This is a genomic window from Ruminococcus sp. NK3A76, assembly GCF_000686125.1.
GTDB lineage: Bacteria > Bacillota > Clostridia > Oscillospirales > Ruminococcaceae > NK3A76.
Genome location: NZ_JMMA01000002.1, coordinates 449879 through 473898 on the forward strand (window position 1 = coordinate 449879; position 24020 = coordinate 473898).

Sequence of the window (24020 nt, forward strand, 5' to 3'; positions counted from 1 at the left end):
CCCCCGGGAAATCCCGGGGGCTTGGTGCTTTACAGCATATCTTTGACAGTTATGCTTATCTCGCCGTTATACAGCGAAACGGGGATAGGCTTGTCAAAGGTGTAGATATTAACCTCTACCCTATCGCCGAAAAGATAAACGACTGTCTTTTCGACCTTCGGGTCGATTATCCAGTATTCACGCACGCCGCTGTTTTTGTAAAGCTCGAGCTTTGTTGAATAGTCATCTGTCAGATTTGATGACACGATCTCGATAACGAGGTCGGGTGCACCGTTGAATTTCTGCTTGTCAAACCTCTCGGGGTCACAGCCTATGAAAATATCAGGCTGAACGACTGTGTATTCATCAAGCTTGACATCTGTCGGTGCGCTGAAGACCTCGCATTTGCCGCCCTTGCTTTTAACATAGCTGACAAGCTGAAAGCTCACCTCTCTTGAAATGCGCTGATGCTGTATACTCGGTGCAGCCTGCGCCACTATCTCGCCGTAGATAAGCTCGCTTTTCTCGTTTGTTTCGGGGGTGAGAGCGAGGTATTCCTCTGCGGTGTATTTTCTGTTTTCTTTTAATGGCATTGTTGCTTCTCCTTGTGTTCTGTGTGGGGCTGATTAATCACCAAACGATATACCCAGCGCTCTTGCTGCGAGCACCATCTGGTCGTCCTGCGGCACGAACTTTGTCTTGCCGGCAACGTCCTTCAGGAGATTTGAGCCGACACGGGAATCTATCATCGCAACAGCCCTGCCGTAGTTTTCATCTGCTATCAGCTTTGCAGCGTATGTGCCGAACTGTGTTGCAAGTATCCTGTCGTAAGCCGAGGGGCTGCCGCCACGCAGCATATGGCCTGGCACGCATACTCTTGTCTCGTAGCCTGTCATGTTCTGAATGTTTGCGGCTATTCTCGTGGTGGCGGTGGTTATGCCTGCCTCTGCACGCTTTGCAGCACGCTCTTTTTTCTTCATCTTGGCTTCCTTCTTGTCAAAGGCACCCTCTGCAACGGCTATGATAGAGAACTTCTTGCCGGCCTCGTTTCGCTTTACGCAGGTCTCGGCGAGCTTTTCTATGTCGTAGGGTATCTCCGGCAGAACGATAATGTCAGCGCCGCCTGCAACGCCTGCATAAAGTGTCAGCCAGCCTGCCTTGTTGCCCATTATCTCGGCGCAGAGTATACGCCCGTGGGAGTTTGCCGTGGTGTGCAGTCTGTCTATAACATCAGTCGCTGTGCCTACAGCCGTGTGGAAGCCGAAGGTAACGCTCGTTCCCCAGATGTCGTTGTCGATAGTCTTTGGCAGACCAATAACATTCAGGCCTTCCTCGGAGAGGAGGTTTGCAGTCTTGTGAGTGCCGTTGCCGCCTAAGGTGAGCAGACAGTCAAGCTTCTGCTTTTTGTAGGTGGCTTTCATTTCTTTTACCTTGTCCACCTTGTCGTCCTCAACGACCTGCATCATCTTGAAGGGGGTTCTCTTTGTGCCGAAGATAGTGCCGCCTGTAGTAAGTATGCCCGAAAAATCGGCCGGAGTCATCTCCTTGCACATATTGTTGATAAGGCCGTAGTAGCCGTCGTTTATGCCGACTATCTGCACATCGTCACCGAACTGGTGATACACAGCCTTTGCAACGCCACGAATGGTCGCATTAAGTCCCGGACAGTCTCCGCCGCTTGTGAGTATGCCTATGCGTCTTTTCATTTTTATCAAATCCTTTCGGTAAAATTGTATTCTTTATCATATAGGCAACACCGCACAAAGACCGCCTGAAGGCTTTGTACGCAACTTACTTGCATCTTTTCCGTCATATTACACATTTTTTCCTTGAAATACGGTAGTATTCCTTCGGAAAATCTGTGCAATCTGACGAAAAAGCTGACTGCGCAATTTGCGCACAATCTTCGTGCGGTGTTGCCTATATCACATCAAGCTCTCCCTCTGAGAAGCTTGTGTAGTATCTTTTGTCGGCAGCTCCTGCCATATTGAAAGCAAGCGCAAAGGGGTATGCGTTTATCTGCCCCGTGCTTTTGTATCCCTCATATGAAACAGTCTCCCGGCATATCTCGGGCTCTGTCTTTAAATTCAGCCCCTGCCGAGATAAGCGCATTATAAAACTTTGTGACCGAGCTGTGCGTAAGTGTTTTTCTGTCGTATGTAAAAACAAGACTGTAATATGTGCTCATTGTCTCTCCGTGCTTTGAAATACAAGAGGCAAGAGGCAATCAAACCTCTCACCTCTTAAAGCATCAATATTTATCGTCCTCGTCATCAAGGTCTATCCTGATGTCTTCTTCATCATCAGAGCCGAAGTCCTCATCGTCGGGGTATACAAAGCTCGTGCCGGGGGAGGTTGCAGGCTCGTCATCATCGTCCGGATAGTCAAACTTGGATACCGGCTTCGGAGCAGGCTCGTCGTCGTCATCGTCCGGATAATCGAACTTGGATACCGGCCTTGGAGCAGGCTCGTCGTCATCATCGTCCGGATAATCAAACTTGGATACAGGGCTTGCAGTCGGCTCGTCGTCATCATCGTCAGGGTAGCTGAACTTGGATATCGTAGATGCGTGTACAGGGGCTTCCATGTCGTCGTCATCGTAATCGAACTTGCTCCTTGAAGGTGCTGCGTGGTCCGAAACGCCTTCGCCTGCGCCCTCTGAGAGTTTGAAGCGTGCTATCATGTTCTTGAGCACGAGCGACTGGCCCGAGAGCTCCTCGGAAGCAGAAGCTATGCCAACTGCCGCTGCCGTGTTGTTTGCAACGACTGCGCTTATCTGGTCAACGCCTGTGTTTATCTGAACGATAGCCTCGGCCTGTGCTTCAGATGCGTCTGTGATGTTCTTGACAAGACCCTTGATGTTGTCAGAGCCTTCAACTATCTCCTCGAGCGACTTAGCTGTTTCCTTGGCTATCTCAGAGCCACGGTCAACGGCATTGGCTGAGTTTTCGATAAGCTGTGAGGTCTGCTTTGCGGCCTCTGCCGAGCGTGAAGCAAGTCGTCTTACTTCGTCCGCTACGACGCCGAAGCCCTTGGAGCCTTCTCTTGCCGCCTCAACTGCTGCGTTGAGAGCGAGGATATTCGTCTGGAACGAGATCTCGTCAATTACCTTGATGATCTTTGAGATCTCCTCGGTAGCTTCTGTTATCTGCTCCATAGCCGAGAGCATATTGGTCATATCGTCGTTGCAGTTGTTGATAGCTGCGGTATTGTCGGATACGATGTTGTATGCGTTCTTAGCGTCGTCGGAGTTCTGTCTTATCTGCTTGGATACGCCGTTAAGTGTAGCAGAGAGCTCCTCGACCGAGCTTGCCTGCCTTGTCGAGCCCTGCGAGAGCACCTGTGCCGAATCTGACACTGACGATGCACCGGTGTTCACCTGCTCGGCAGCAGTATTGATAGATACGAATGTCTCGGAAAGCGCTTCCAAGATGTAGTTGAAGGTGTTCTTTATCTTCACGAAGTCGCCCTTGAAGTTGCCCTCCATGCGGTGACAGAGGTTGCCCTCGGAGATCTGTGTAAGGCCTGCCGTGATAAGGCTGATGTACTGTCTCAGCGAGAGGATAGTTTCTTCAAGTGAGTTGGTAAGGATACCCAGCTCGTCCTTTGAATCCCAAACATCAACAGGCTCGGCAAGGTTGCCCTGTGCGAGCTTTCTGATACGGTCGGTAGTCGTAACGATAGGCTTTGATATGCTGCGTGAGAAAAGAAGTGCCGTTACAAGTGTGGCTGCAATAAGAACCACTGCTACCACTACTATAATAATGTATGTCGATGTTTCAATGCCCATGAAAACGTCTGTCGTGGTGTAGCATATCACATTTGCGTCAACGTTTTTGAGCTTGTATGCTGCGGCTATCCTCTGCTTGCCGTCTAACTTGCAGCTCTCAGCGCCTTCGGATTCAAGGGCAGCTGTGTATGCATCCTTAAATTTGCCAAGGCTGTCATCAGAGGCTATGTCAGTACCGGGTGCGACAACAGCATCATCTGATGCGAGCATTACCTTGTCCTCACTATCAACTACCAGGATATTGGTCTTTGACTTGTCGGAAACATCGTTTATGTCTGTGAGTATACCGTCAAGAGTGGCAATTACCGCTATCCTGTCGTTACTGTAGCTGTCGGCTTTACCTACGCCGCAGACGTAGCCTATATAATACTTGCCATCAAATTCCTTAAGGCCTGTGTTGCAGCAGTAGCTCGAAACGCTCAGCGCCTTTCTTAAGGTGGGCTCGTCGATTATCTTGCTGACTATCTCTTCCGAGTTGCTATCAAGAGTTCCCGCTGCGCTGTAAACGCCCACGCCGACAAACAGATCCTTGTCAAACATAGGCTTTATCTCCGCAGGAGAGGTGTTCGAGGTTATCTTCGCAGCAACCTTAGACACGGCAAGCCCGTAGCTGTCGATAGATTTGTCAACGCTTCTTGAAACGTCGAACGACACCGCCGGCACAAAGCTCTCAACGGCGCTCTTGCCTGATGCCTGAACGTACATCATAAATATCAGTATTATAATGAAGCTGGTGATCACTGTAACACCCAGCATAGTAACAAGTATTTTGGAACGAATTGATTTCACGGCTGAAAACCTCCCTATAAATATGTTTACCCAATTTGATTATATCACAATTGCACAATTATTTCAAGCCCTTTTATGATATTTTTTTGTAATTGCACAAGCCAAAGGGACATATAATGTATAATATAAACAAAGTATTAAATCATTTTAGAAGAATGAGAGGAATGACAGAGATGTTTATGAGCATCAGGATAAAGCGCCTGCCGGCTGTTTTGGCACTTGTGGCTGTGTTGACAGCGGCGGCGATGATACTTCGCCCGTCTGCCAGAGCAAGCGGGGACAAAGAGCAGGGGCTTGATGTACCTATTATAATGTATCACAGCATATCCCGTGACGAAGGGCGGCTCGGTGAATACGTCGTGTCGCCGCAGGTGTTTGAGGAGGATATCATGTGGCTTTCACAGCACGGCTACACGGCAATATTTGTCAACGACCTTGTCATGCACCTGCGATACAATACACCTTTGCCGGAAAAGCCTGTCATAATAACCCTTGACGACGGACATCTTAACGCCCTGACCCGTGCTCTGCCTATCATCAAAAAGCACGGCTATAAAATGACCGTATCCTGCGTCGGCAAATGGAGCATGGCGGCAGGCGAGGAGGCAAGCCCTGATGAGAACTACTCCTACCTCGATGCTGACGGCATAAAAGCCCTGAGAGACTCAGGCTGCGCCGAGATAGCCTGCCACAGCTTTGATATGCATTCACTTGACAGCAGGCGAGGGGCGCTGATAGCAGACGGCGAGAGCGAATACGAATACCGCTCGCACCTTTTGGGCGACATATACAAGGCGCAGAGCTTTTTCAAAGACAGCTGCGGCTTCGAGCCGAATGTCTTCACCTATCCCTTCGGGCTTTGCAGCGGCGGTGCGGAGGATATTGTCAAGAGTGCAGGCTTTGATGCGACCCTTGGCTGCGAGGAGGGGATAAACGTCATCACAGGTGAGTCTTCGTTATACGGGCTTAAGCGCTTCAACCGCCCCTACGGCGAGACAAGCGAGGAATTCTTCACCGCCCGTGGCATAGCTTGACAATAGGGCAAAAAGCGTGATATAATATCAATGCATAATGCAGAATCAAGGTATGCGGCGCAAGCCGCACCGCAACTGTTCACTGTTCACTGATAAATGGGGGCTCATCTATGGATATCCGTTTCAGAAAAGCAGAGCTTAACGATGCGCAGCTGCTTATTGATATTTATGATGCAGCCTTTTACAGCGACTATGTAAAATACGGCGAGTGCCCGGCTTTTGGCAAGACTTTGGAAATGATGCAGCGCTCTATTGCCGAATACCCGAAATTCCTGATACTGTGCGGCCAAACGCCTGTCGGGTGTGTTTCATGTAAACAGCTGCGGCAGGGTGAGTATGAGGTCGGGTGCCTGTGCGTGATACCTGAGTTTCAGGGCAAAGGCATCGGAACGGCGGCGTTTTCCTTTGTTAAGTCGTATTACACTGACTGGTGCAGCTTTACGCTGGTAACGCCGGCGGATAAAAGCGAGAATGTCTCATTCTACACGAAAAAATGCGGATTTGATATACAGTCATACGAAATGGACGGAAATGTCAAAGTCGCCAGATTTGTTCTGGAAAGATAAAGGCAGTTATTCAGTGCTCTTGCAGCAAGCCTTTAATGACAAGGGTGTAAGGGTCTTAAAACACATCTCCGCAGGAGATACCTTAAGGCAACACCGCACAAAGACCGCCTGAAGGCTTTGTACGCAACTTACTTGCATCTTTTCCGTCATATTACACATTTTTTCCTTGAAATACGGTAGTATTCCTTCGGAAAATCTGTGCAATCTGACGAAAAAGCTGACTGCGCAATTTGCGCACAATCTTCGTGCGGTGTTGCCTTAACTAAAGTTGAAAGCGAGGGCTTGTTATGAGCGAGGAAAATACAAACTGGGGGCAGAGCGTGGCAGGTGTCGTCATAAAGGACGGCAAGGTGCTGCTCGCAAGGCATACCTACGGCAACGGCAAGGGTATGCTCATTATCCCGGGGGGATATGTTCAGTACGGCGAGAGCCCTCAGGATGCGCTCAGGCGTGAATATATGGAAGAAACAGGCATCAGGGTAGAGCCTGTGAGCCTGATAGGTGTAAGGTTCAATGCCAAGGACTGGTATATGGTGTTCCTCGCTGAGTATGTCTCAGGAGAGGCCGTGTCAGACGGTGATGAGAACAGCGAGGTGCTGTGGCTCTCTCCCTCTGATGCCATTTCAAGAGAGGACGTGCCTGACCTTACCAAGAAGATGATAGAAAGTGCGACCGCAAACAGCAAAGGGCTAATGCCGACACAGTTTGTCAGCCGCAGCAGCACACCGAGCACGCTTTACAGCGTGAGATGACTAAAAAGACTCCGGAGGTTTAAAATATGACAAGAGAACAGTTCAGAGCCCTGTGCGCAGAGCGATTTGTGATACTTGACGGTGCGACAGGCACCAATCTGCAAAATGCCGGTATGCCGGTGGGCGTATGCCCTGAGCAGTGGGTGCTCGAACACCCCGAGGCGCTTATCGACATACAGCGAGCTTTCATAGATGCAGGTGCTGACATAGTCTATGCCCCGACATTCACCGCCAACCGCATAAAGCTCGAAGAATACGGCCTTGCTGACAAGCTGTGTGAAATGAACACCGAGCTTGTCAGGCTCTCAAAGAAGGCGGCCGACGGCAAAGCATTCGTTGCAGGCGACCTTACTATGACCGGCAGGCAGCTTTACCCGATAGGGGATATGCAGTTTGAGGAGCTTTTTGAGGTCTACAAGCAGCAGGCAAAGGCCATAGCCGATGCAGGCGCAGACCTTTTCGTAATAGAAACTATGATGAGCTTACAGGAGACAAGAGCAGCAGTTCTCGCAGTCCGTGAGGTGTCTGACCTGCCGATAATGGCGACACTTACCTTCGAGCCGGACGGCAGGACGCTTTTCGGCACGCCGCCTGAGTGCGTTCCTACTGTGCTTCAGGGGCTTGGTGCTGATGCTGTGGGTGTCAACTGCGGCGCAGGACCTGACACAATGCAGGATATTGTTCAGACGCTGCTTGAATACTCGGATATCCCGGTGATAGTCAAGGCAAACGCCGGCCTGCCCGAGCTTGAAAACGGCGTGACGGTATACAAGATGACGCCCGAGGTGTTTGCAGAGAATTCAGCAAAGCTCGCATCAATGGGCGCAAGCATTATAGGCGGCTGCTGCGGAACTACTCCGGAGCACATCAGAGCTTTAAAAGCCGCCATCGACAAGACAGAGCGCAGGCTTGTTAAAAAGGCAGGGCAGCGTGTTATCTGCTCTGAGCGCAAGGCTGTAAAGATAATGCCAGGCGAGCGTTTCTTAGTCATAGGCGAAAGGATAAACCCCACCGGCAAGAAAACGCTCCAGGCAGAGCTTAAAGAGGGCAAGCTCGATATCGTTCGCAGGTTTGCCCGTGAGCAGCAGAAGGCAGGCGCATCAATACTCGATGTAAACTGCGGCATGGGCGGCATTGATGAAAAGCAGACGATGATAAACGTCGTAAACGAGCTGTCGCAGATAAGCGACCTGCCGCTGTGCATAGATTCAAGCTACCCTGAGGTGATCGAGGCAGCACTTCGCATCTACCCCGGCAGAGCGCTCATAAATTCTATTAACTACGAGGAAGCAAAGTTTGAGACTATGCTTGCCACAGCAAAGAAATACGGTGCTATGTTTATCTTCCTGCCGATAGACGATGTGGGCATACCGAAGACTATAGAGCTTAAGCACGAGATAGTTGACAAGGCGATAGACCGTGCGCTCGAGGTGGGCTTTAAGGAGACTGACATCGTGGTGGACGCTCTGGTAGGCACTGTCGGTGCTGACAAGGCATCGGCGCTTAACTGCTTTGCGACCTTTGAGCATTGCAGGCAGAGGGGATTGGCTACCGTATGCGGCCTTTCTAACATATCATTCGGCCTGCCTGAGAGGAGCTTTGTGAACACGGCTTTCCTTGCTATGAGCATAGCATCAGGCCTTACAATGGCTATAGCCAATCCCTCGCAGGATCTTCTGATGAACACTGCGGCGGCTTCGGATATGCTTCTGAACCGTGAGGGCAGCGACATTCGTTACATAGAGCGCATAAGCTACTACACCGAGAAAATGGCTAACGAACCCACAGCCGCTCCAAAGGCTTCATCAGCCGCCCCCACAGCTCCGGCAGAGCCAAAGGACGAGAAGGAGAGCGATCCGATATTCGCAGCTGTCATGAACGGCGAGAAGGACAGCATAGTGCCTCTTACAAAAGAGCGTGTAGAGGGCGGAGCAACTCCTTCCGAGATAATAAACGACCTGCTTATCCCGGCGATAAACAAGGTCGGCAAGCTGTTTGAGCAAAAGCGCTACTTCCTGCCGCAGCTGATAGCATCAGCAGGCGCTATGGAGCAGTCGATAGCATATCTTGAACCGATGCTCGTTTCCGACGGTCAGGACGATGATGCGCCGGTAGTCGTGATAGCCACCGTTGAGGGCGACGTTCACGACATCGGCAAGAACCTCGTCGCTCTGATGCTCAAAAACTATGGCTACAGGGTTATCGACCTTGGCAAGAACGTCGAGAGCGAGCTGATAGTTGACACAGCGATAAAAGAAAACGCCGCTGTCATAGCACTTTCGGCGCTGATGACAACGACCATGATGAACATGAAGACTGTTATAGGCATAGCCCATGAAAAGGGCTGCAAGGCAAAGGTGATAGTCGGCGGTGCGGCCGTGACCGAGAGCTTTGCCGAGGAGATAGGTGCCGACGGCTACTCCGGCGATGCAGCCGACTGCGTAAGGCTGGTGGAGAGGCTGGTCAAAACCGGTTAAGAGCTGACAGTTAAGAGTCATGGTGTGCCCCCTGCCCCTTCGGGGATACCGCACCTACAGCTTATCTATATAAATAACAAAGGTATCGTCTATATGCGCAGTGGCGGTAAAGAAGTATTTGCATATCAGGCTATATATGCGCCACTGCTAAAAGAATAAAGAAGAAAGAATAAATAAGAAATAAAAATAAAGGTATCGCCTTCGGCGATGATATTTTTGATCATCGACCGCAGGTCGATACCTTTATTATTCATTATTCTTTTTTCTTTATTCTTTCTTCTTTTAGCAGGCGCTGAACAAAGCTCTGCCCATTAAACTTCTTTATTGCGCCTGCGCTTATACGGCGATACCTTTTTGCTTGGTTATTTTCTTTTCGAGTGCTTTATCTTCTTTCTCTTCTTGCCGGAGCTGCGGCTGGAAAGAATGGCTACTATCACTACAAGTATCACTACAACGACTATGCCGGCAGCTGCTATCATCTTTTTGAAGGAGCTGCTCTCTTTGTCGAGTGACAGCTTGCGTGTGGTCGTCACGGTCGTTTCAGGCGTGCTCTCGGGAGCCTGCGTCTCGGACGAGGTCATGAAGCTCTCCTCCTCCTCGGCGGTCATGCGGCTTATGTGGAAGGTATATACCGTCTCAGCACCGAGCGAGTCTCTTACGGCGATAGTTCTTGTGATAACGCCGTCGTAGACGTTCTCGTCGCCTGTGTACCATATGTAACCGCCCTCAAGCGACGGCACGCCCTCTAAATCGAGCCATGTGCAGTCGTGCGGCACCTTGATGTCATATTCAAGCACGTCATACGAGAAGGCAGGGGAGATGTAGCCTGTTGATATCTTAAGCTCAGCGAGCCTGCCCTCGGGTATCTCGCTGTTGTCGGTCTTTTGGGCTGTCGTCGTGGTCGCTGTCTCTGCTGTTGTCACAGTAGTCGTTGTCGTTTCATTTGACGAGTCGGAGTCTTCCGAAGCTGTGGTCGTTGTCGTGCTGTCAGGCTCCTCTGTCTTGGCGGCGGTAGTCTCCTTTGGCTTCTCTGTAGTCTCAGCACTGCCCTGAACCTCAATGCTCGCCTGAGCCGACGGACTTCTGACACCGTTCTGGCCGCTGTCGGTTATCTGGCAGTTTACGAGCTTGATAAACCCGTCACCCTCGCCGATGGTCTTAAACACAACGGTCATGGTATACACGCCCTCAGCGCCCGTGTCGGTGAAAGCCCTCACAGCCAGCGTGCCACGCCCTGCAAAGCTGACATCATCGCAGCTGACGTATTCGAGGACTTTGTCGTTATAGCTTATGCTGCCCTGTATATCGGCGATGTCGTTTTTGTCGCTTCTGAAGGTAACAGTCGCCGTCACCTCGTCGCCAAGGAATGTATGCTGCTTTGAGAGCGATATATCAGCAGTATCCTCCGCCAGCACCGCAGGCGCAGCAATAACCGCCAGCACCGTCAACAGAAACACTGCTATCATACGTTTTATCATGATGTCATCTCTTTTCTTTTTTGTCCGTCCCGTTCTCCGGGCATTGCCTATACTATTATATATCAATAATCGTCGTTAGTCAAGAGCTTTTTCAGTTAACAGTTATCAGTTAACTGTTAACAGTTACGGTGTCGGCTTACGCCGACCTATGCCCATTCGGGCGATTTGGTCTGACGATTTCAGCGAAGCCTCATGCTATGCGCGGCGGTGCAGGCACTGCTACTTGGCAGAGATCGCACGACTGACAGGCTGATATGGCGCTCGTCTGCTTGCGCAGACAGCCAAGTTTCGCAAAGCGAAACTTGCAATAATCGCCGCTCCTCACCTGTTACCTCAATGACTGCATCTTCCACTCCAAAACAATTGACTTTTCTTTAAAAATATAGTATAATAATTACAGATAATGTCTGCACAGGAAAGGGGGCGGGGATAGTTATGGCGGATATTTATTACGCCGTGTGCCTGTCAGCGTCAGTTGTGCTGATGCTTATATATTGCTTTATCTACCATAAACACTTTGATGTCCATATATCTATGATATTTGTGCTGATACCAATTAATAATCTCGGCCACTTCCTGATGAACAGGGCTGTCAATCTCGAAGAAGCTATGATAGCGAATAAGATCATCTATATGTCAGGGTGTTACCTTATACTGATGATAACGCTCGTAGTTTTTATCTTGTGTGATATCAAGATAAACCGGTATATACGGTTGATAATGTTCTTTATGTCAACGCTCGTCTTCGGGTTTGCAATGCTCATCGGCGAGAATAAGCTGTTCTATAAGACAGTTGAATTTGAACGTGTGAACGGCAAGAATATCATCACCAAGGAATACGGCCCGCTGCACTCTACGTTTTATGTGCTGCTGACTGTCTACTTCCTGCTCGGTATGGGTGCGATAGCCTACAGCTATTTCAAGAAGAACCAGGTGTCAAGAAAATTCATCTACCTGCTTGCACTTCCCGAAACGCTCGCTGTCTTAAGCTATTTTGTCAGCAAAAAGCTCTCGAACGTGTCGAACCTGCTGCCTGATGTCGAGCTTTTGCCCTTTACCTATATAATAGCTCTGGTGGTATACCTGATAATCGTTCACAGGCTTGTACTGTACGATATTTCGGACACTGTAATAGACACGATGATACAGAAGGGCGACACGGGCTTTATCTCTTTCGACTTCGGCATGAGATACTTAGGCTCGAACGAGACGGCAAAGGGCATATTCCCCGAGCTTTGCAGCCTGACCGTTGACAAGCCTATCGACAAGAACGAGTTCATGTCAAAGACAGCACTCATATGGCTTGAGAGCTTCAAGGAAAACAAGCGAAACGACAAGTTCCACTATCAGAAGGACGACAAGATATACCTGATAGATGTTAACTTCTTATCAGACGGCTCACGAAACAGGGGCTATCAGCTGATAATCACCGATGACACCAAGAACCAGCAATACATCGCCCTGCTTGACAGCTTCAACACAGAACTCAGGCAGGAGGTAGCCGAAAAGACCAAGCACATAGTCGAGATGCACGATAACCTTATCTTAAGCATGGCGACCATGGTAGAAAGCCGTGACAATTCGACAGGCGGCCACATCAGAAGAACGAGCGAGGGCGTTCGCATTCTTATCGACGAGATACGAAACGGCGACGACTTTGAGCTTGACGAGGAATTCTGTAAAGACCTCATCAAGGCAGCGCCGATGCACGACCTCGGAAAGATAGCCGTTAAGGACGAGATTCTCTGCAAGAACGGGCGCTTCACCGACGAGGAATACGCCATAATGAAGACCCACGCCGCAGAGGGTGCAAGGATAGTCCACGAGATACTTAAAGGCACAGACGACAAGCGTTTCCACATAATCGCCGAGAACGTCGCCCACTATCACCACGAGCGCTGGGACGGCTCGGGCTATCCCGATGGCTTAAAGGGCGAGGAGATACCTCTCGAAGCGAGGATAATGGCTATAGCCGATGTTTATGACGCACTTGTCAGCAAGCGTGTCTACAAAGAAAAAATGAGCTTTGAGCAGGCCGACAAGATAATCACCGAAGGCATGGGCAAGCACTTTGACAAGCGCTTAGAGCCCTACTACATCAAAGCACGGCCACGTCTGGAGGAGTACTACTCGTCCATAGAATGCTGATTGGCTTTAATCTACAAGTTTTCCGCCTCTCCGTTTGGGGAGGCGGATTTTTTAGGTGACAGGTGTGGTGCGCCTGTTACCTGTTCCCTGTTACCTGAAAATAAGTTTCCCTGCCGTAGAAAAGGCTTAAGCCTCTTGCGGCAGGGAAGGAGAAAATTAGAAACAGGCGTTATTTGTTGTCAGAGCTGTTGTACTCGTTGTAGCTGTTGTGATCATCAACGTTCTGAGTACCGCCCATGACTGCCGATTTCTCGGGAAGAATGACAGCGGCTACAAGGTATGCTATCACGCCGCTGCCGACACTGAATGCAAGCAGCACGGTGATAAGCCTTATCACGCTCACGTCCATGTTGAAGTATTCAGCAAGGCCTGCGCATACGCCGCATATCATCTTGTTCTCTGAGTTTTTGTATAATACCTTCTGGTTGTTCATATATCATCTCTCCCTTTCATGCACTTTTTATGTAGTCTGTTATCTCTTTGAGTGATGCTCTGTCAGTCCAGTCGCAGGGGGTGTCACGGGCTTCGAGTATAGCTCTTTCGCAGACCTCGCAGCTGTCGGGGTCTTTTTTTGACACGACCTTTGCAAGCATTTTGCAAAGCGTTCTGTCGCCGAATTTCAGGCTGTTCATATCGAAAGCCCCTCTGAGGTAGAAGCAGGGGATACCGAGCAGCTCGTCCTTGAAGTTCTGCTCTTTGAGGGTGTTGACATACCCCTCGTCGTACTCAGATGCGCCGCAGCAGTAGACGGCGAGTTTTCTGCCCTTAAGCGAGTTCATGTTTTTCTTTAGCACCGAAAGCCCTGCTATGCGTCCGGCGTAGATGCCGCCGCCGAGGATCACTGTGTCGTACTCCATAAGAGCCCTGCTGTCGGCCTTATCTGCTTTAACACAGTCAAAGCCTGTTTCCTCGCTGAGCCATTTTGCATACTTCTCAGACGAGCCGTATTTTGATGCGAACAGAATAATACCTTTCATGAGTGGTCAGTCCTTTTTTATTTGTCCGTTTTGTTATCTTTGTTCTTTCTCTTTACTCGAAGTATATATCACAATCGCCGAGGCCTGTACTTATCTTGATATCATATTCTTCATCAGATGTACTATTACCGCCTCTATGGATATCAACGTCGTCGCCCTTGAAATTATAGTTATCCGAGCTGTTCTTGATATGGAGCTCGACGTTGCCGACGCCGCAGCTGAGCTTTGTATCGCCGAGGAAACCTCTTACCTTGACGTTACCCATACCTGCTGAGAGGTCAAAGCTCTCAAAGCTGACCTCGCTGCAATCGACATTACCCACGCCTGCCGAGAAGTCACATTCCTGAGCCTTTGTGCCGTTGATATCGACATTGCCTACACCAGCCGAGAGCTTAAATGTCTTACACTCGCCGCCCTGTACATCGACATTGCCGACACCTGCTGTTATCTTGACATCATCATACAGTCTTGCAGGGATAGTTATCGTTACCTCGCCGTCGCCGTCATAAAAGAGCTTATCTAAATCGGTTATACTGTCTATCTCGTCAGCTCTTGATAAGTCAAGGCCGAAGAACTCGAAGTGGAAGATGCCCTTATTGATATTCGTGCCGCTGTCCTCATCGAGCTTGAAGGAGTTCTTCTCGGTCTTTATATCCAGCAGTTCCTTATTAACGTCGGTGCAATCGACTTTTATATCCGTTGCGTTCTCATCAAATACTACCCTGTAGTCATTAAGGCTGAATGATAGCTTTATCTCGTCGATGTTCTCAGCGCTGTATGTCTCAGCAAAGCTCTCATGCCTGTCATTTTCCTGCTTATACTTTGACATATCCGTGTTGTTTACGGCAATGATGCCTATTACGAGCACCAATATACCGAGTATCAGGAAGCTAAGACCTGTTATATTTCTCTTTTTGTTTTCCATAGCTCTTACCTCCTTATGCAGCAGCGCTGCGGCGCTTGTTTATAAGTCCCTTGATAGTATCAGCCAACCACTTTATGAACTTGATAAGTGTGCTGAACACCCACTTTACAAACGGGAAGATGATAAGTATATCAAGTGCTAATACTATAAGGCCGATGCCGATTATGCAAAGCCCTATCGGGGGTATCTTAAAGAGGTAAACAAAGCCGGCTACCGTAAGTGCCACGCCTGCCGCTGTGAATGCTGCCACAAGGCCTATCGCAATACCGATAAGACCGCACAGCACGCCGAATGCTGTTCCTACTATGCCGCCCCATAACGGAGCTGTGAGGATTATTATTGCTATCACGAGTACTATCTTTGTAGAGTCGCTCATATTGCTGACATCATTCTTCAGGTTCTCGGTAAAGCTGCCCTGGCCGTTCTGAGTATTCTGCTGCCGGGGTCTTACAGCCTCGTCTATCATAAACTCCGGTCTTCCGTCGGGGTCAATGCCGTTGTCTGTGAGAATCTGTCTTGCTATCGTGTCGGGGTCATCGAGGTCATCGAGTATCTTCTGCTCGTCTATCGGGCCTGCTTCATCAAAAAGCTCGTCGTAATATCTCAGTGCGTCCTCCCTGTCCTCTGCATTCAGGGGCATCAGGCGTTTTTCAAGGGCGCTCATAAATTCTGTCCTGTTCATATCTTTTCTCCTCCGTCAAAACTACTGGTCAAGTATCTTATCTACCATTTCCTTGTGGTGCTGCCATTCTGATTTATATTCATCAAGCGCCGTTATGCCTTTTGCAGTCACCCTGTAATACCTTCTGTTTCTTCCCATATACTCCCGGTCATACGTTTCGAGCAGCATATTCTTCTGCAATCGCCGCAGCACAGGGTATAGTGTCGATTCACTGACATCTGCCACTTCACGAAGGTTTCTTGTTATCTCATAGCCGTAGGTATCCTCCTTCTCGACTATCGCAAGCACCATCGAGTCAAGCAGCGCTGCACTTATCGGAAAGCCCATGTATCGTACCTCCTTTTTGAACAGTTAATAGTAAAGGCAACACCGCACGACCACCGGCTCTGGCCTTTGTGTGCCATCTGCTTGCCGAATTTCCGTCATAATACCCAATTTCACCTTGTTTTACGCCAGTAAAACTGCGGCAAAAATGGGCATTCTGACGAAAATTCGGACGGCGCATCTGACACACAATGGTCGTGCGGTGTTGCCTTAACAGTTAATAGTAATTGTTCACTTCCTGTGTCCTTGATAATATTATACAACGTATAATATTGTTTGTCAATACAATATCTTGAATTTTATAATATTTGTCGGATAATAATAATGCATGCCAAACAAAACCTTTCCGCTTTATGCAATTTTGCACAAAAGGTAACTGATTTTACTTATTACAGTGCCATAAAATGTACTATTAGTGGTTGACAAGGGGGCTTTGGTGTGGTATAATTACAAAAGGGTTACTATTTGGCATACGTTTGTAACCTTTTTGCTTTCACATAGTTTTCACATTTGATTTAAGTTAATTTAAGTTACCAAAGCTATAATAATATCATCGGCAATAACATTTATGATATTGGAGTTGATATTTATGAAAGCAAGCATTATTAAAAGGGCAGTTTCAGGTTTTACAGCGGCAGCTATGCTGACAGGTGCGAGCATTTGGAGTGCCATAGCTTACGAGAGCGAGGACATCACAAACAGCTTCACCTTCACAGAGACAGGCATCGTTACAATGACAGACGAGGGCGGATATAAGATCGATGGCACAGAGCTTACGATCAACGCTTCCGGTACATATGTCATAAGCGGCGAGTGCGCCGAGGGCAATATCAAGGTCAAAAAGGGCACGACTGATGTAGTGCTCATTCTCGACAGCCTGACGCTTACTTCGTCTACAACTGCGCCCCTCTCGGTCAACAAGACGGCTGAGGCTACTATTATATTAAAGGGCGACAGCGTGCTGACCGACAAGGAAGACCCTGCAAACGAGACATCAACAGACGAGGCAGTCGCAGATGCTTTTGAGGGTGCAGCGATAAAGGTCAAGGCAGGCGCATCTCTTACAATAACAGGCGACGGCACGCTGACAGCCGACGGCAGCAGCTGCAAAAACGCCATCAAGGGCGGTGCGGCATCTACTATTAATATAGGGCAGAGTGCTGACGACAGCTTCACACTTAACGCAAAGGCCGCAAATTCAGGCATTGCCGCAGACGGCGAGCTGAATATCCTTGGCGGCATTATAAACGTCACATCTGACAACGACGGCATAAAGAGCTCGCCTGACGACGACGACACAGAGAGCAAGGGCGTTCTCACGATAAGCGGCGGCACAATAAACGTGACCGCAGGCGATGACGGCATCAAGGGTCAGAACGGCGCCGACATTACAGGCGGCAAGATAACCGTTTCGGCAGCTGATGACGGAATCAAGAGCGACTATACACTCAACATCGGCACAAAGGGCAGCGACTACGGCCCTGACATCACGATAACTACAGCTTACGAGAGCTTTGAGGGTGCAGTGGTGAACCTCTACAGCGGCGTGGGCGTTATTAATTCAACTGATGACGGCATAAATGCTGCCAACAGTGACCTTACAAACTATGATTTTTCGATAAACATATATGGCGGCGAGTGGCTTGTAAACGCAGGCGGCGACGGGCTTGATTCTAACGGCAACTTAAATTTCTCCGGCGGCTTCACGCAGGTGTTCGGCTCGACCCAGAACGACAATGCAGCCCTTGACTACGGCGACAGCGGCAACGGCTTTTATGTGACCGGCGGCACAGTCATCGGCATCGGCACAGCAAATATGGCGACAGTTCCCACCTCCGGCAATTACATCGCATTTGGCTCAGGCGGAATGGGCGGCGGTATGCCAGGCCAGCAGGGTGGTATGCCGGGACAGCAAGGCGGCGGTATGCAGGGTGGTATGCCCGGACAGCAGCAGAGCCAGCAGGATAGCGGTGTCAGCATATCAAAGGGCGACACAGTCGAGATAAAATCATCAGACGGAGAGACGCTTTATTCCTTCACAGCCGAAAAGTCAGCGAGCCATATAGTTTACGCATCAGATACGTTACAAACAGGCGACAGCTACAGCCTGTATATAAATGGTACAGAGGTAAGCACAGCGACAGTAACAGCCGGAAACGGCAGCACCTCATCTCAGTTCGGCCCCGGAGGACAGGGCGGTCAGGGGACAGACACCCCTCCCGAAAAGCCGGCTGACGGCGAGGAGCCGCCCGCACCGCCGACAGGTATGACACCCGGCGATGTGAACGGTGACGGCAGCGTCGACCTTAAAGACGGTATGCTCATGCAGCAGTATCTTGCCGGCTGGGAAGTGGAGATAGTCATGCCAAACTGCGATGTCAACGGCGACGGTGAGGTAAACCTTAAGGACGGTCTGCTCCTTAAGCAGTATCTCGCAGGCTGGAATGTGACTCTCGGCAAAACACAGTAAAGCGATCAAATGTCTGCGCACACCTCTGACCCATACACTATAATGGGAAGGAAGTTTTCAAGTCATGGAAATGAAAAAGCGAGTGATATCACTTGCGGCGTGCGCAGTTATGCTTATGTCGGCAGCTGCACCGTCAGCACAGGAGACAGGGCTGTTTGACAGCACGATACAGGTAAGCGCAAGGTCAGCCCCCGAGAACGAGGGCAAGACCCCCTCAAAGGTAGTAATAAAGGGCTACAGCGCAAACAGCACATCTGTCACCCTCAAATGGGATGAGGCAGAGAATGCACACGGCTACAGGATCTACAGCCTTGTAAACGGAAAGTATAAAGCCGTGTATACTATCAGCACCTTTGCATCGAGCGGCAAGCTCACAGGGCTTAAGGCAAACACTGAGTATACACTCAAGGTGAGGGCATTTAACTACGACAAGGACGGCAACAAGATCTGGGGCAAGTCGAGCAAGGCCTACAAGGTGACGACTGCGCCTGTAAGCTCTAAGGACTACAAGGTCAAGAGCGTAAGTGTCATAAACCCCAACTCTGATGCAACATCAATAAAGGTAAAGTGGGGCAAGACCGAGTGCGACGGCTATCTTATCTACCTCTACGACTACTGGAACAAGAAGTGGAAGAAGGTCGCAAATGTGACTGACCCGACAAAGGGCAGCATAAAGCTCGGTATGTACAGCAAGTCAAAGTATCAGACCAAGGCGCTTTACATGGTGAGCACAGGCGGCACTAACGGCTATCGGTTCTGCGTAAGGCCTTACAACAAGGACTCAGCAGGCAACGGTGTCGCATACGCCAAGAGCCAGAAGGCAAAGGAAGCCCACTATGACCTGACAGAGCTTGAAAATGCATTCAGCATGGAATACGCTTTGCTTTGCAAGATGCTGCCCAAGGCAAAGGCTGCTGATGCACCCAACTACTATTATACATACATAACCTCTGCCAATAAGAAGACAGGCGCTATATCATCGACCAAGACAAAGTCATACGTCAGCGAGGCGAGCAGAAAGGCTTATGAGACTTTTGCCAAGGAGCATTTCGGTGCAGACTGGACAGATGCTCAGAAGCTGCTCTACACAATAAACTGGATAAACAAGAACAACAAGTATGACTACAAGTACGTTGCCAACGCAGGCGGCTACTTTGCAAATGTTACTGTACAGAAATTAGGACAGTGCAACAGCTACAACGGTGCGATCGCCGAGATGCTCACGATACTCGGCTACAAGGGGCACTATATGCAGTGCATGACCCCGAGCGTGCGCTCCTGCCAGCATTTCAGGACAGAGATAAAGATAGGCAAGAAGACCTACAGCTTCGAGTCGGGCGAGACCGGCTGGATGTGGGTGTTCGAGCAGTACGACGAGGTGCCGCTCTCAAAGAAGGCAACAAAGAAAACAACTAAATAATGATGATAATGACCCGGGGGCGCTGCTGTTTCCGGGTCGTTTTTTGCATATAATTGTCATATCGTGGAAGATAAGAGGGTATGCGACTATTGTTTACAATATATTCAAACTTTTTTGCAAAAAAGTTCAATGTATAATGTTATCATAGGTTATGAAATTTTTAGACAAGTGTAAAAAAGAAATACATCTGTCTAAAAATATGACAGTAGTATAACTAACAGAGAACGAACACCCCTGATACGGGGAATAAGGGGCTTTGCAGGCTCTTCGCTTAAGACAGGAGATACATACAGATATGCGATTAGTTGATTTTTATAAACAGTTCGTTGAGGAAGGCTTTGACGAGAACGGCGTTATCAATAAGTTCGAGCTGCGGCTGCCTGATAACTTCAACTTCGGGTATGACGTTATAGACAAGCTGGCAGAGCTGTTCCCGGACAAGGTGGCGCTCTACTGGGTGAGCGAGAACGGCAAGGAGCGCAAGTTCACATACGCTGACATCTCACGCTATTCAAACAAGACAGCCAATATGCTCATAGCTCACGGCGTTAAGAAGGGCGATGCCGTTATGGCAGTGTTAAAGCGCCACTATGAGTTCTGGTTCTTGGCATATGCTCTTGACAAGATAGGTGCGCTGCTTATCCCTGCAACGAGCCAGCTTATGAAGAATGACTACGTTTACCGCTTCAAGGCAGCAGACGTAAAGTATATATTTGCAACTCACGAGGACAACGTAACGCTGCACATTGACCGTGCGCTTGAAGAATATGACGGCATGAAGGAATGCTTTGTCACAAAGTGCGAGCGTGACGGCTGGACTGATTTTGATGCTGAGATAGAGAAATACCCCGACACATTAGAGCGCATAGAGACAACCGTCGATGAACCGATGCTTGCATACTTCTCATCAGGCACCACAGGATATCCGAAAATGGTGCTGCACGACCATGCGCTTGCAGCAGGGCATATAATCACAGCAAAGCACTGGCACCACCTTGATGATACTTCCGTTCACCTGACAGTTTCCGAGTCGGGCTGGGCTAAGTGTGCGTGGGGCAAGATGTACGGCCAGCTCGCAGTCGGTGCGACTGTGTTCGTGTATGACTTTGACCGCTTTGACCCTGACAAGATGCTCTCGGTGCTTGAAAAATACAACATCACATCATTCTGCGCACCGCCTACCATGTACCGCTTCTTTATCAAGGCAGGCTTGGAGAAATACGACCTCTCATCGCTCAAATATTCAACTATCGCAGGTGAAGCGTTAAACCCCGAGGTGTTCAACCGCTGGAAGGAATACACAGGCTTAGAGCTCATGGAGGGCTTCGGGCAGACTGAGATGTGCGTAGCTATTGCGAACTTCTACGGCATGAAGCCCAAGGCAGGCTCAATGGGCAAGCCCTCGCCGATGTACGACCTTGACCTTGTTGACAAGCAGGGCAACACAGTTAAGACAGGCGAGACAGGCGAGATAGTCATTCACGCCGAGAGGGGCAAGAAGCAGGGGCTTTTCAAGGAATACTACCGCAACCCCGAGCTTACCGAAAAGGCATGGCACGACGGTGTTTACCACACAGGCGACACCGCTTACCGTGACGAGGACGGGTATTTTTGGTATGTCGGCAGAACAGACGACCTGATAAAGGCTTCCGGCTACCGCATAGGGCCTTTTGAGATAGAGAGCATACTCATGGAGCACCCTTCGGTGCTTGAATGTGCCGTGACTGCGGCTGACGATGCTATAAGAGGCAAGGTGGTAAAGGCAACTATCGTGCTCACCAAGGAATACAAGGACAAGGGCGATGAAAAGCTTGTCAAGGAGCTGCAAAACTACGTCAAGACCTCCACAGCGCCCTACAAATATCCCCGCATAGTGGAGTTTGTGGAAGAGCTGCCCAAGACGATAAGCGGCAAGATAAGGCGTGTAGAGATAAGAGAAAACGATGCTAAAAAGGCCGCAAACGCCTGATGCGTATCGGTGATAATGAAAAGCTCACCCCCGGGAATGTGCGTTCCCGGGGGATATTTATAGCTCTTATTTTTTGCTTACCCTGTAGTTTTTGTCTTCATCAAGGTATATCTCGATCACTGTTTCATTGCCGTTTGCATCAGTAATGGTCACAGTGTTTGTGTCATACTTGTAAAACTCCATCATAAGCTGGTAGTCGCCCTGATAGTCTTCCTCTATCCACGCCTTGCTGACAGCTTCGTCACTTACCTCGACCTCGCAGCCCTCATCAAGCTGGATATTGCCGATGTCATCAAGGAGGACGTTGCCTGCCATGATGTAAGAGGTGCTGAGTGCAAAGGTGTATACAAGTATCACGGCAAGAGCTGCTGCACTTATGATGCAGGAGAGTATCTTTGCCTTTTTGTTTTTAAGGATAATGAAGATAAACACGGGTATGATGCCTATGCAGTAGACCGTCGAGAGCAGGTGGTGCGGAAATTCGCTAAGCGCTGACTTAAGATAGCCCACCCCTTGAAGGCATAACAGCACAAGTGCGACTGAGAGGATAATGCCCGAGAGGATATTATCCTTTTTTATATACCACGCAATGAATGCGCCGGGGAAGGTGAGCAGGGTGATCATAAACCAGTAGCGGTAATACCCGAACAGCCCCCAGCCCATATCCGAAAACGGCACCTGTATGAGATAAACGAGCGGCTGCGAGATAAGAAAGAACACAAATGTCTTCAGCGCTGCTTCAAGCGGCTTTTCACAGTTTGTGATAACGACAAGTGCGAGCAGTATCCAACCTTCTTCTGTCACGGCTATGTCGTGGAATGAGCACCAGTCAGGCACAAGTATTGCCATCAGCGCTGTATACACGCCGGCTGCTATGGCGTAGATGATGACCTTTTTCCATGTCATGTTTATTTCACCAAAGAGTTTTTTTATCATTTTTTGATTACCTCCAGCTTTTTTCGATTTCATGAATAATACCCCTGATACCAATATAAATGGTGCAATAGCGGCAGCCAATATTTGTTATTATTTCTTTTTAGATTTTGTGCATATCGCTAAAGTGCTAAAAACTTATATATAATATATAGTATATAAAGCGGCGCTATTATTATATCCCCCTAAAATGCCGTATCTACAGGCTTTTTTGCAAGCTGTGAAAAAAATATCAAAAAAATCCGAATTCTTTGCACCCAAATAATGGGCGGCAGGGTATTACTTATGAAAGCGCTTGAAAAACAATACACAAATCCCCCAAGCCCGAGCTTCAGAAAAACGCTGTTTTAGGCAACGGCAACTGAACCTGAAATCTTATGGCAACACCGCACAAAGACCGCCTGACGGCTTTGTACGCATCTTACTTGCAGCTTTTCCGTCATATCGCCCAAATCCACCTTGAAATACGGTAGTATTCCTGCGGCGGATCTGGGTGATCTGACGAAAAATCTGACTGCGTGATCTGCGCACAATCTTCGTGCGGTATTGCCTTAATTAAACATACTGAGACTTTCCACTACGTCTGACTTACCAAGGAGTGCCCGAGTACGGGCGCTCTTTTTTATGCTTAATTTAAGAGCATGATATGTTTGACAGAGGGCTTTGTGATGTGATATAATTATCAGGAAAAATTTTTTTCATCTCAGTGTCAGTTTTTCATAATGGCAGACGACTAAGTAAGTGAACGTTCAAAAAAAGTGAGGTTAAGGCTATGACTGATAAAAGAATAGCTGCGCTCATGCTGACTTGTCCCGAAACAGGGCTGCAGGAGGCTGTGCTGCAATACAGCGCTTATGTGCTGAAGATCTGCCGCACAAAGCTGTCCGGCATATGCTCTGAGGAGGATATTGAGGAGGCAGTGAGCGATGTGTTCTTTAAATTCTATACATACTGCAAAAGCAGCAGCCGGAAGCTAAAAACTGCAAGAGGCCTTATCTCTGTGATAGCTGCAAGGCACTGTAACGATATGCTGAGAAAAAAATACCGCAGCAGCGATACAGTGAGCCTTGAAGAGCTTGATAAAGAGATATCAGACCCCGGCGGATTCGGCGAAGGCGACTATGACCTTGCGTGTGCTCTCCACAGGCTCGGCAGCAAGGACGAGGAGATATTTCTGCGCAAGTATTTCTACGGCCAGAAAAGCAGCGAGATAGCCTATGACATGGGGCTTAAGACAAACACAGTTGACAAGCGCATCTCGAGAGGGCTTGAAAAGCTGAGAACGTTTTTAAAGGAGGATGACTGAT

The 24020-nt window shown here is 49.0% G+C and carries 20 protein-coding genes; 9 read left to right on the forward strand and 11 right to left on the reverse strand.

Going from position 1 to position 24020, the window contains the following annotated elements:
* Nucleotides 1-29: 29 nt before the first annotated feature.
* From CD05_RS0102300 to CD05_RS17120, 4 genes are all read right to left on the reverse strand, one after another.
* Nucleotides 30-572, reverse strand: coding sequence for a Uma2 family endonuclease (locus CD05_RS0102300; protein WP_028509134.1), 543 nt, complete (start codon nt 570-572; stop codon nt 30-32).
* 33 nt (nt 573-605) lie between these two features.
* Nucleotides 606-1685, reverse strand: a complete 1080-nt coding sequence (locus CD05_RS0102305) for an ATP-dependent 6-phosphofructokinase (RefSeq protein ID WP_028509135.1) — start codon at nt 1683-1685, stop codon at nt 606-608.
* A 214-nt stretch (nt 1686-1899) separates the two neighbouring features.
* The gene (locus CD05_RS0102310) at nt 1900-2091 is read right to left on the reverse strand and encodes a hypothetical protein (RefSeq protein WP_028509136.1); all 192 of its coding nucleotides are present in this window, start codon (nt 2089-2091) and stop codon (nt 1900-1902) included.
* 139 nt (nt 2092-2230) lie between these two features.
* Nucleotides 2231-4558, reverse strand: a complete 2328-nt coding sequence (locus tag CD05_RS17120) for a methyl-accepting chemotaxis protein (protein WP_051588774.1) — start codon at nt 4556-4558, stop codon at nt 2231-2233.
* A 164-nt stretch (nt 4559-4722) separates the two neighbouring features.
* Here CD05_RS17120 and CD05_RS17125 point away from each other — a divergent pair, with 164 nt between their 5' ends.
* The 4 genes from CD05_RS17125 (at nt 4723) to CD05_RS0102335 (ending at nt 9387) form a co-directional block, all read left to right on the forward strand.
* On the forward strand, nt 4723-5592 hold the full coding sequence (locus CD05_RS17125; protein WP_198021562.1) for a polysaccharide deacetylase family protein: 870 nt from the start codon (nt 4723-4725) through the stop codon (nt 5590-5592).
* Between the two features lie 110 nt (nt 5593-5702).
* Nucleotides 5703-6158, forward strand: a complete 456-nt coding sequence (locus CD05_RS0102325) for a GNAT family N-acetyltransferase (protein ID WP_028509137.1) — start codon at nt 5703-5705, stop codon at nt 6156-6158.
* A gap of 287 nt (nt 6159-6445) precedes the next feature.
* Nucleotides 6446-6910, forward strand: a complete 465-nt coding sequence (locus tag CD05_RS0102330) for an NUDIX hydrolase (protein ID WP_028509138.1) — start codon at nt 6446-6448, stop codon at nt 6908-6910.
* A gap of 26 nt (nt 6911-6936) precedes the next feature.
* Complete coding sequence (locus tag CD05_RS0102335; protein ID WP_028509139.1) at nt 6937-9387, forward strand: homocysteine S-methyltransferase family protein; 2451 nt, start codon at nt 6937-6939, stop codon at nt 9385-9387.
* Between the two features lie 362 nt (nt 9388-9749).
* On the opposite strand, the gene CD05_RS0102340 is transcribed toward CD05_RS0102335, so the two are convergent.
* Complete coding sequence (locus CD05_RS0102340) at nt 9750-10865, reverse strand: hypothetical protein (protein WP_028509140.1); 1116 nt, start codon at nt 10863-10865, stop codon at nt 9750-9752.
* Between the two features lie 435 nt (nt 10866-11300).
* Here CD05_RS0102340 and CD05_RS19390 point away from each other — a divergent pair, with 435 nt between their 5' ends.
* Entirely contained in the window at nt 11301-13013 is a 1713-nt protein-coding gene (locus tag CD05_RS19390) for an HD domain-containing phosphohydrolase (RefSeq protein WP_051588776.1), read from the forward strand.
* Nucleotides 13014-13182: 169 nt separating this feature from the next.
* Here the strand turns inward: CD05_RS19390 and CD05_RS17135 are convergent, their stop codons facing one another.
* The 5 genes from CD05_RS17135 to CD05_RS0102370 are packed head-to-tail and all read right to left on the reverse strand — an operon-like array spanning nt 13183 to nt 15924.
* Nucleotides 13183-13446 carry a PspC domain-containing protein gene (locus CD05_RS17135; protein WP_084262072.1) on the reverse strand — a complete coding sequence of 88 codons (264 nt, stop codon included), beginning with the start codon at nt 13444-13446 and terminating at the stop codon, nt 13183-13185.
* A gap of 16 nt (nt 13447-13462) precedes the next feature.
* Nucleotides 13463-13990 carry a flavodoxin domain-containing protein gene (locus CD05_RS0102355; protein ID WP_028509141.1) on the reverse strand — a complete coding sequence of 176 codons (528 nt, stop codon included), beginning with the start codon at nt 13988-13990 and terminating at the stop codon, nt 13463-13465.
* Nucleotides 13991-14042: 52 nt separating this feature from the next.
* Nucleotides 14043-14915: a DUF4097 family beta strand repeat-containing protein gene (locus CD05_RS0102360; protein WP_028509142.1), complete on the reverse strand. Its 873-nt coding sequence runs from the start codon at nt 14913-14915 to the stop codon at nt 14043-14045.
* A 13-nt stretch (nt 14916-14928) separates the two neighbouring features.
* Complete coding sequence (locus tag CD05_RS0102365; RefSeq protein ID WP_028509143.1) at nt 14929-15597, reverse strand: DUF1700 domain-containing protein; 669 nt, start codon at nt 15595-15597, stop codon at nt 14929-14931.
* A 21-nt stretch (nt 15598-15618) separates the two neighbouring features.
* Nucleotides 15619-15924, reverse strand: coding sequence for a PadR family transcriptional regulator (locus CD05_RS0102370; RefSeq protein ID WP_028509144.1), 306 nt, complete (start codon nt 15922-15924; stop codon nt 15619-15621).
* 586 nt (nt 15925-16510) lie between these two features.
* Here CD05_RS0102370 and CD05_RS0102375 point away from each other — a divergent pair.
* The 3 genes from CD05_RS0102375 to CD05_RS0102385 all read left to right on the forward strand — a co-directional run bounded on the left by CD05_RS0102375 (nt 16511) and on the right by CD05_RS0102385 (nt 21780).
* A complete protein-coding gene (locus tag CD05_RS0102375; protein ID WP_028509145.1) occupies nt 16511-18391 on the forward strand; it encodes a carbohydrate-binding domain-containing protein in 1881 nt (626 codons plus the stop codon).
* A 64-nt stretch (nt 18392-18455) separates the two neighbouring features.
* Nucleotides 18456-19811: a fibronectin type III domain-containing protein gene (locus CD05_RS0102380; protein WP_028509146.1), complete on the forward strand. Its 1356-nt coding sequence runs from the start codon at nt 18456-18458 to the stop codon at nt 19809-19811.
* Nucleotides 19812-20106: 295 nt separating this feature from the next.
* Nucleotides 20107-21780, forward strand: a complete 1674-nt coding sequence (locus tag CD05_RS0102385) for an AMP-binding protein (RefSeq protein ID WP_028509147.1) — start codon at nt 20107-20109, stop codon at nt 21778-21780.
* 66 nt (nt 21781-21846) lie between these two features.
* Here CD05_RS0102385 and CD05_RS0102390 read toward each other — a convergent pair whose 3' ends face one another.
* Nucleotides 21847-22716: a hypothetical protein gene (locus CD05_RS0102390; protein ID WP_028509148.1), complete on the reverse strand. Its 870-nt coding sequence runs from the start codon at nt 22714-22716 to the stop codon at nt 21847-21849.
* 769 nt (nt 22717-23485) lie between these two features.
* Between CD05_RS0102390 and CD05_RS0102395 the strand changes: the two genes are divergently transcribed.
* A complete protein-coding gene (locus CD05_RS0102395; protein ID WP_028509149.1) occupies nt 23486-24019 on the forward strand; it encodes a sigma-70 family RNA polymerase sigma factor in 534 nt (177 codons plus the stop codon).
* The last annotated feature ends 1 nt before the right edge of the window (nt 24020 follow it).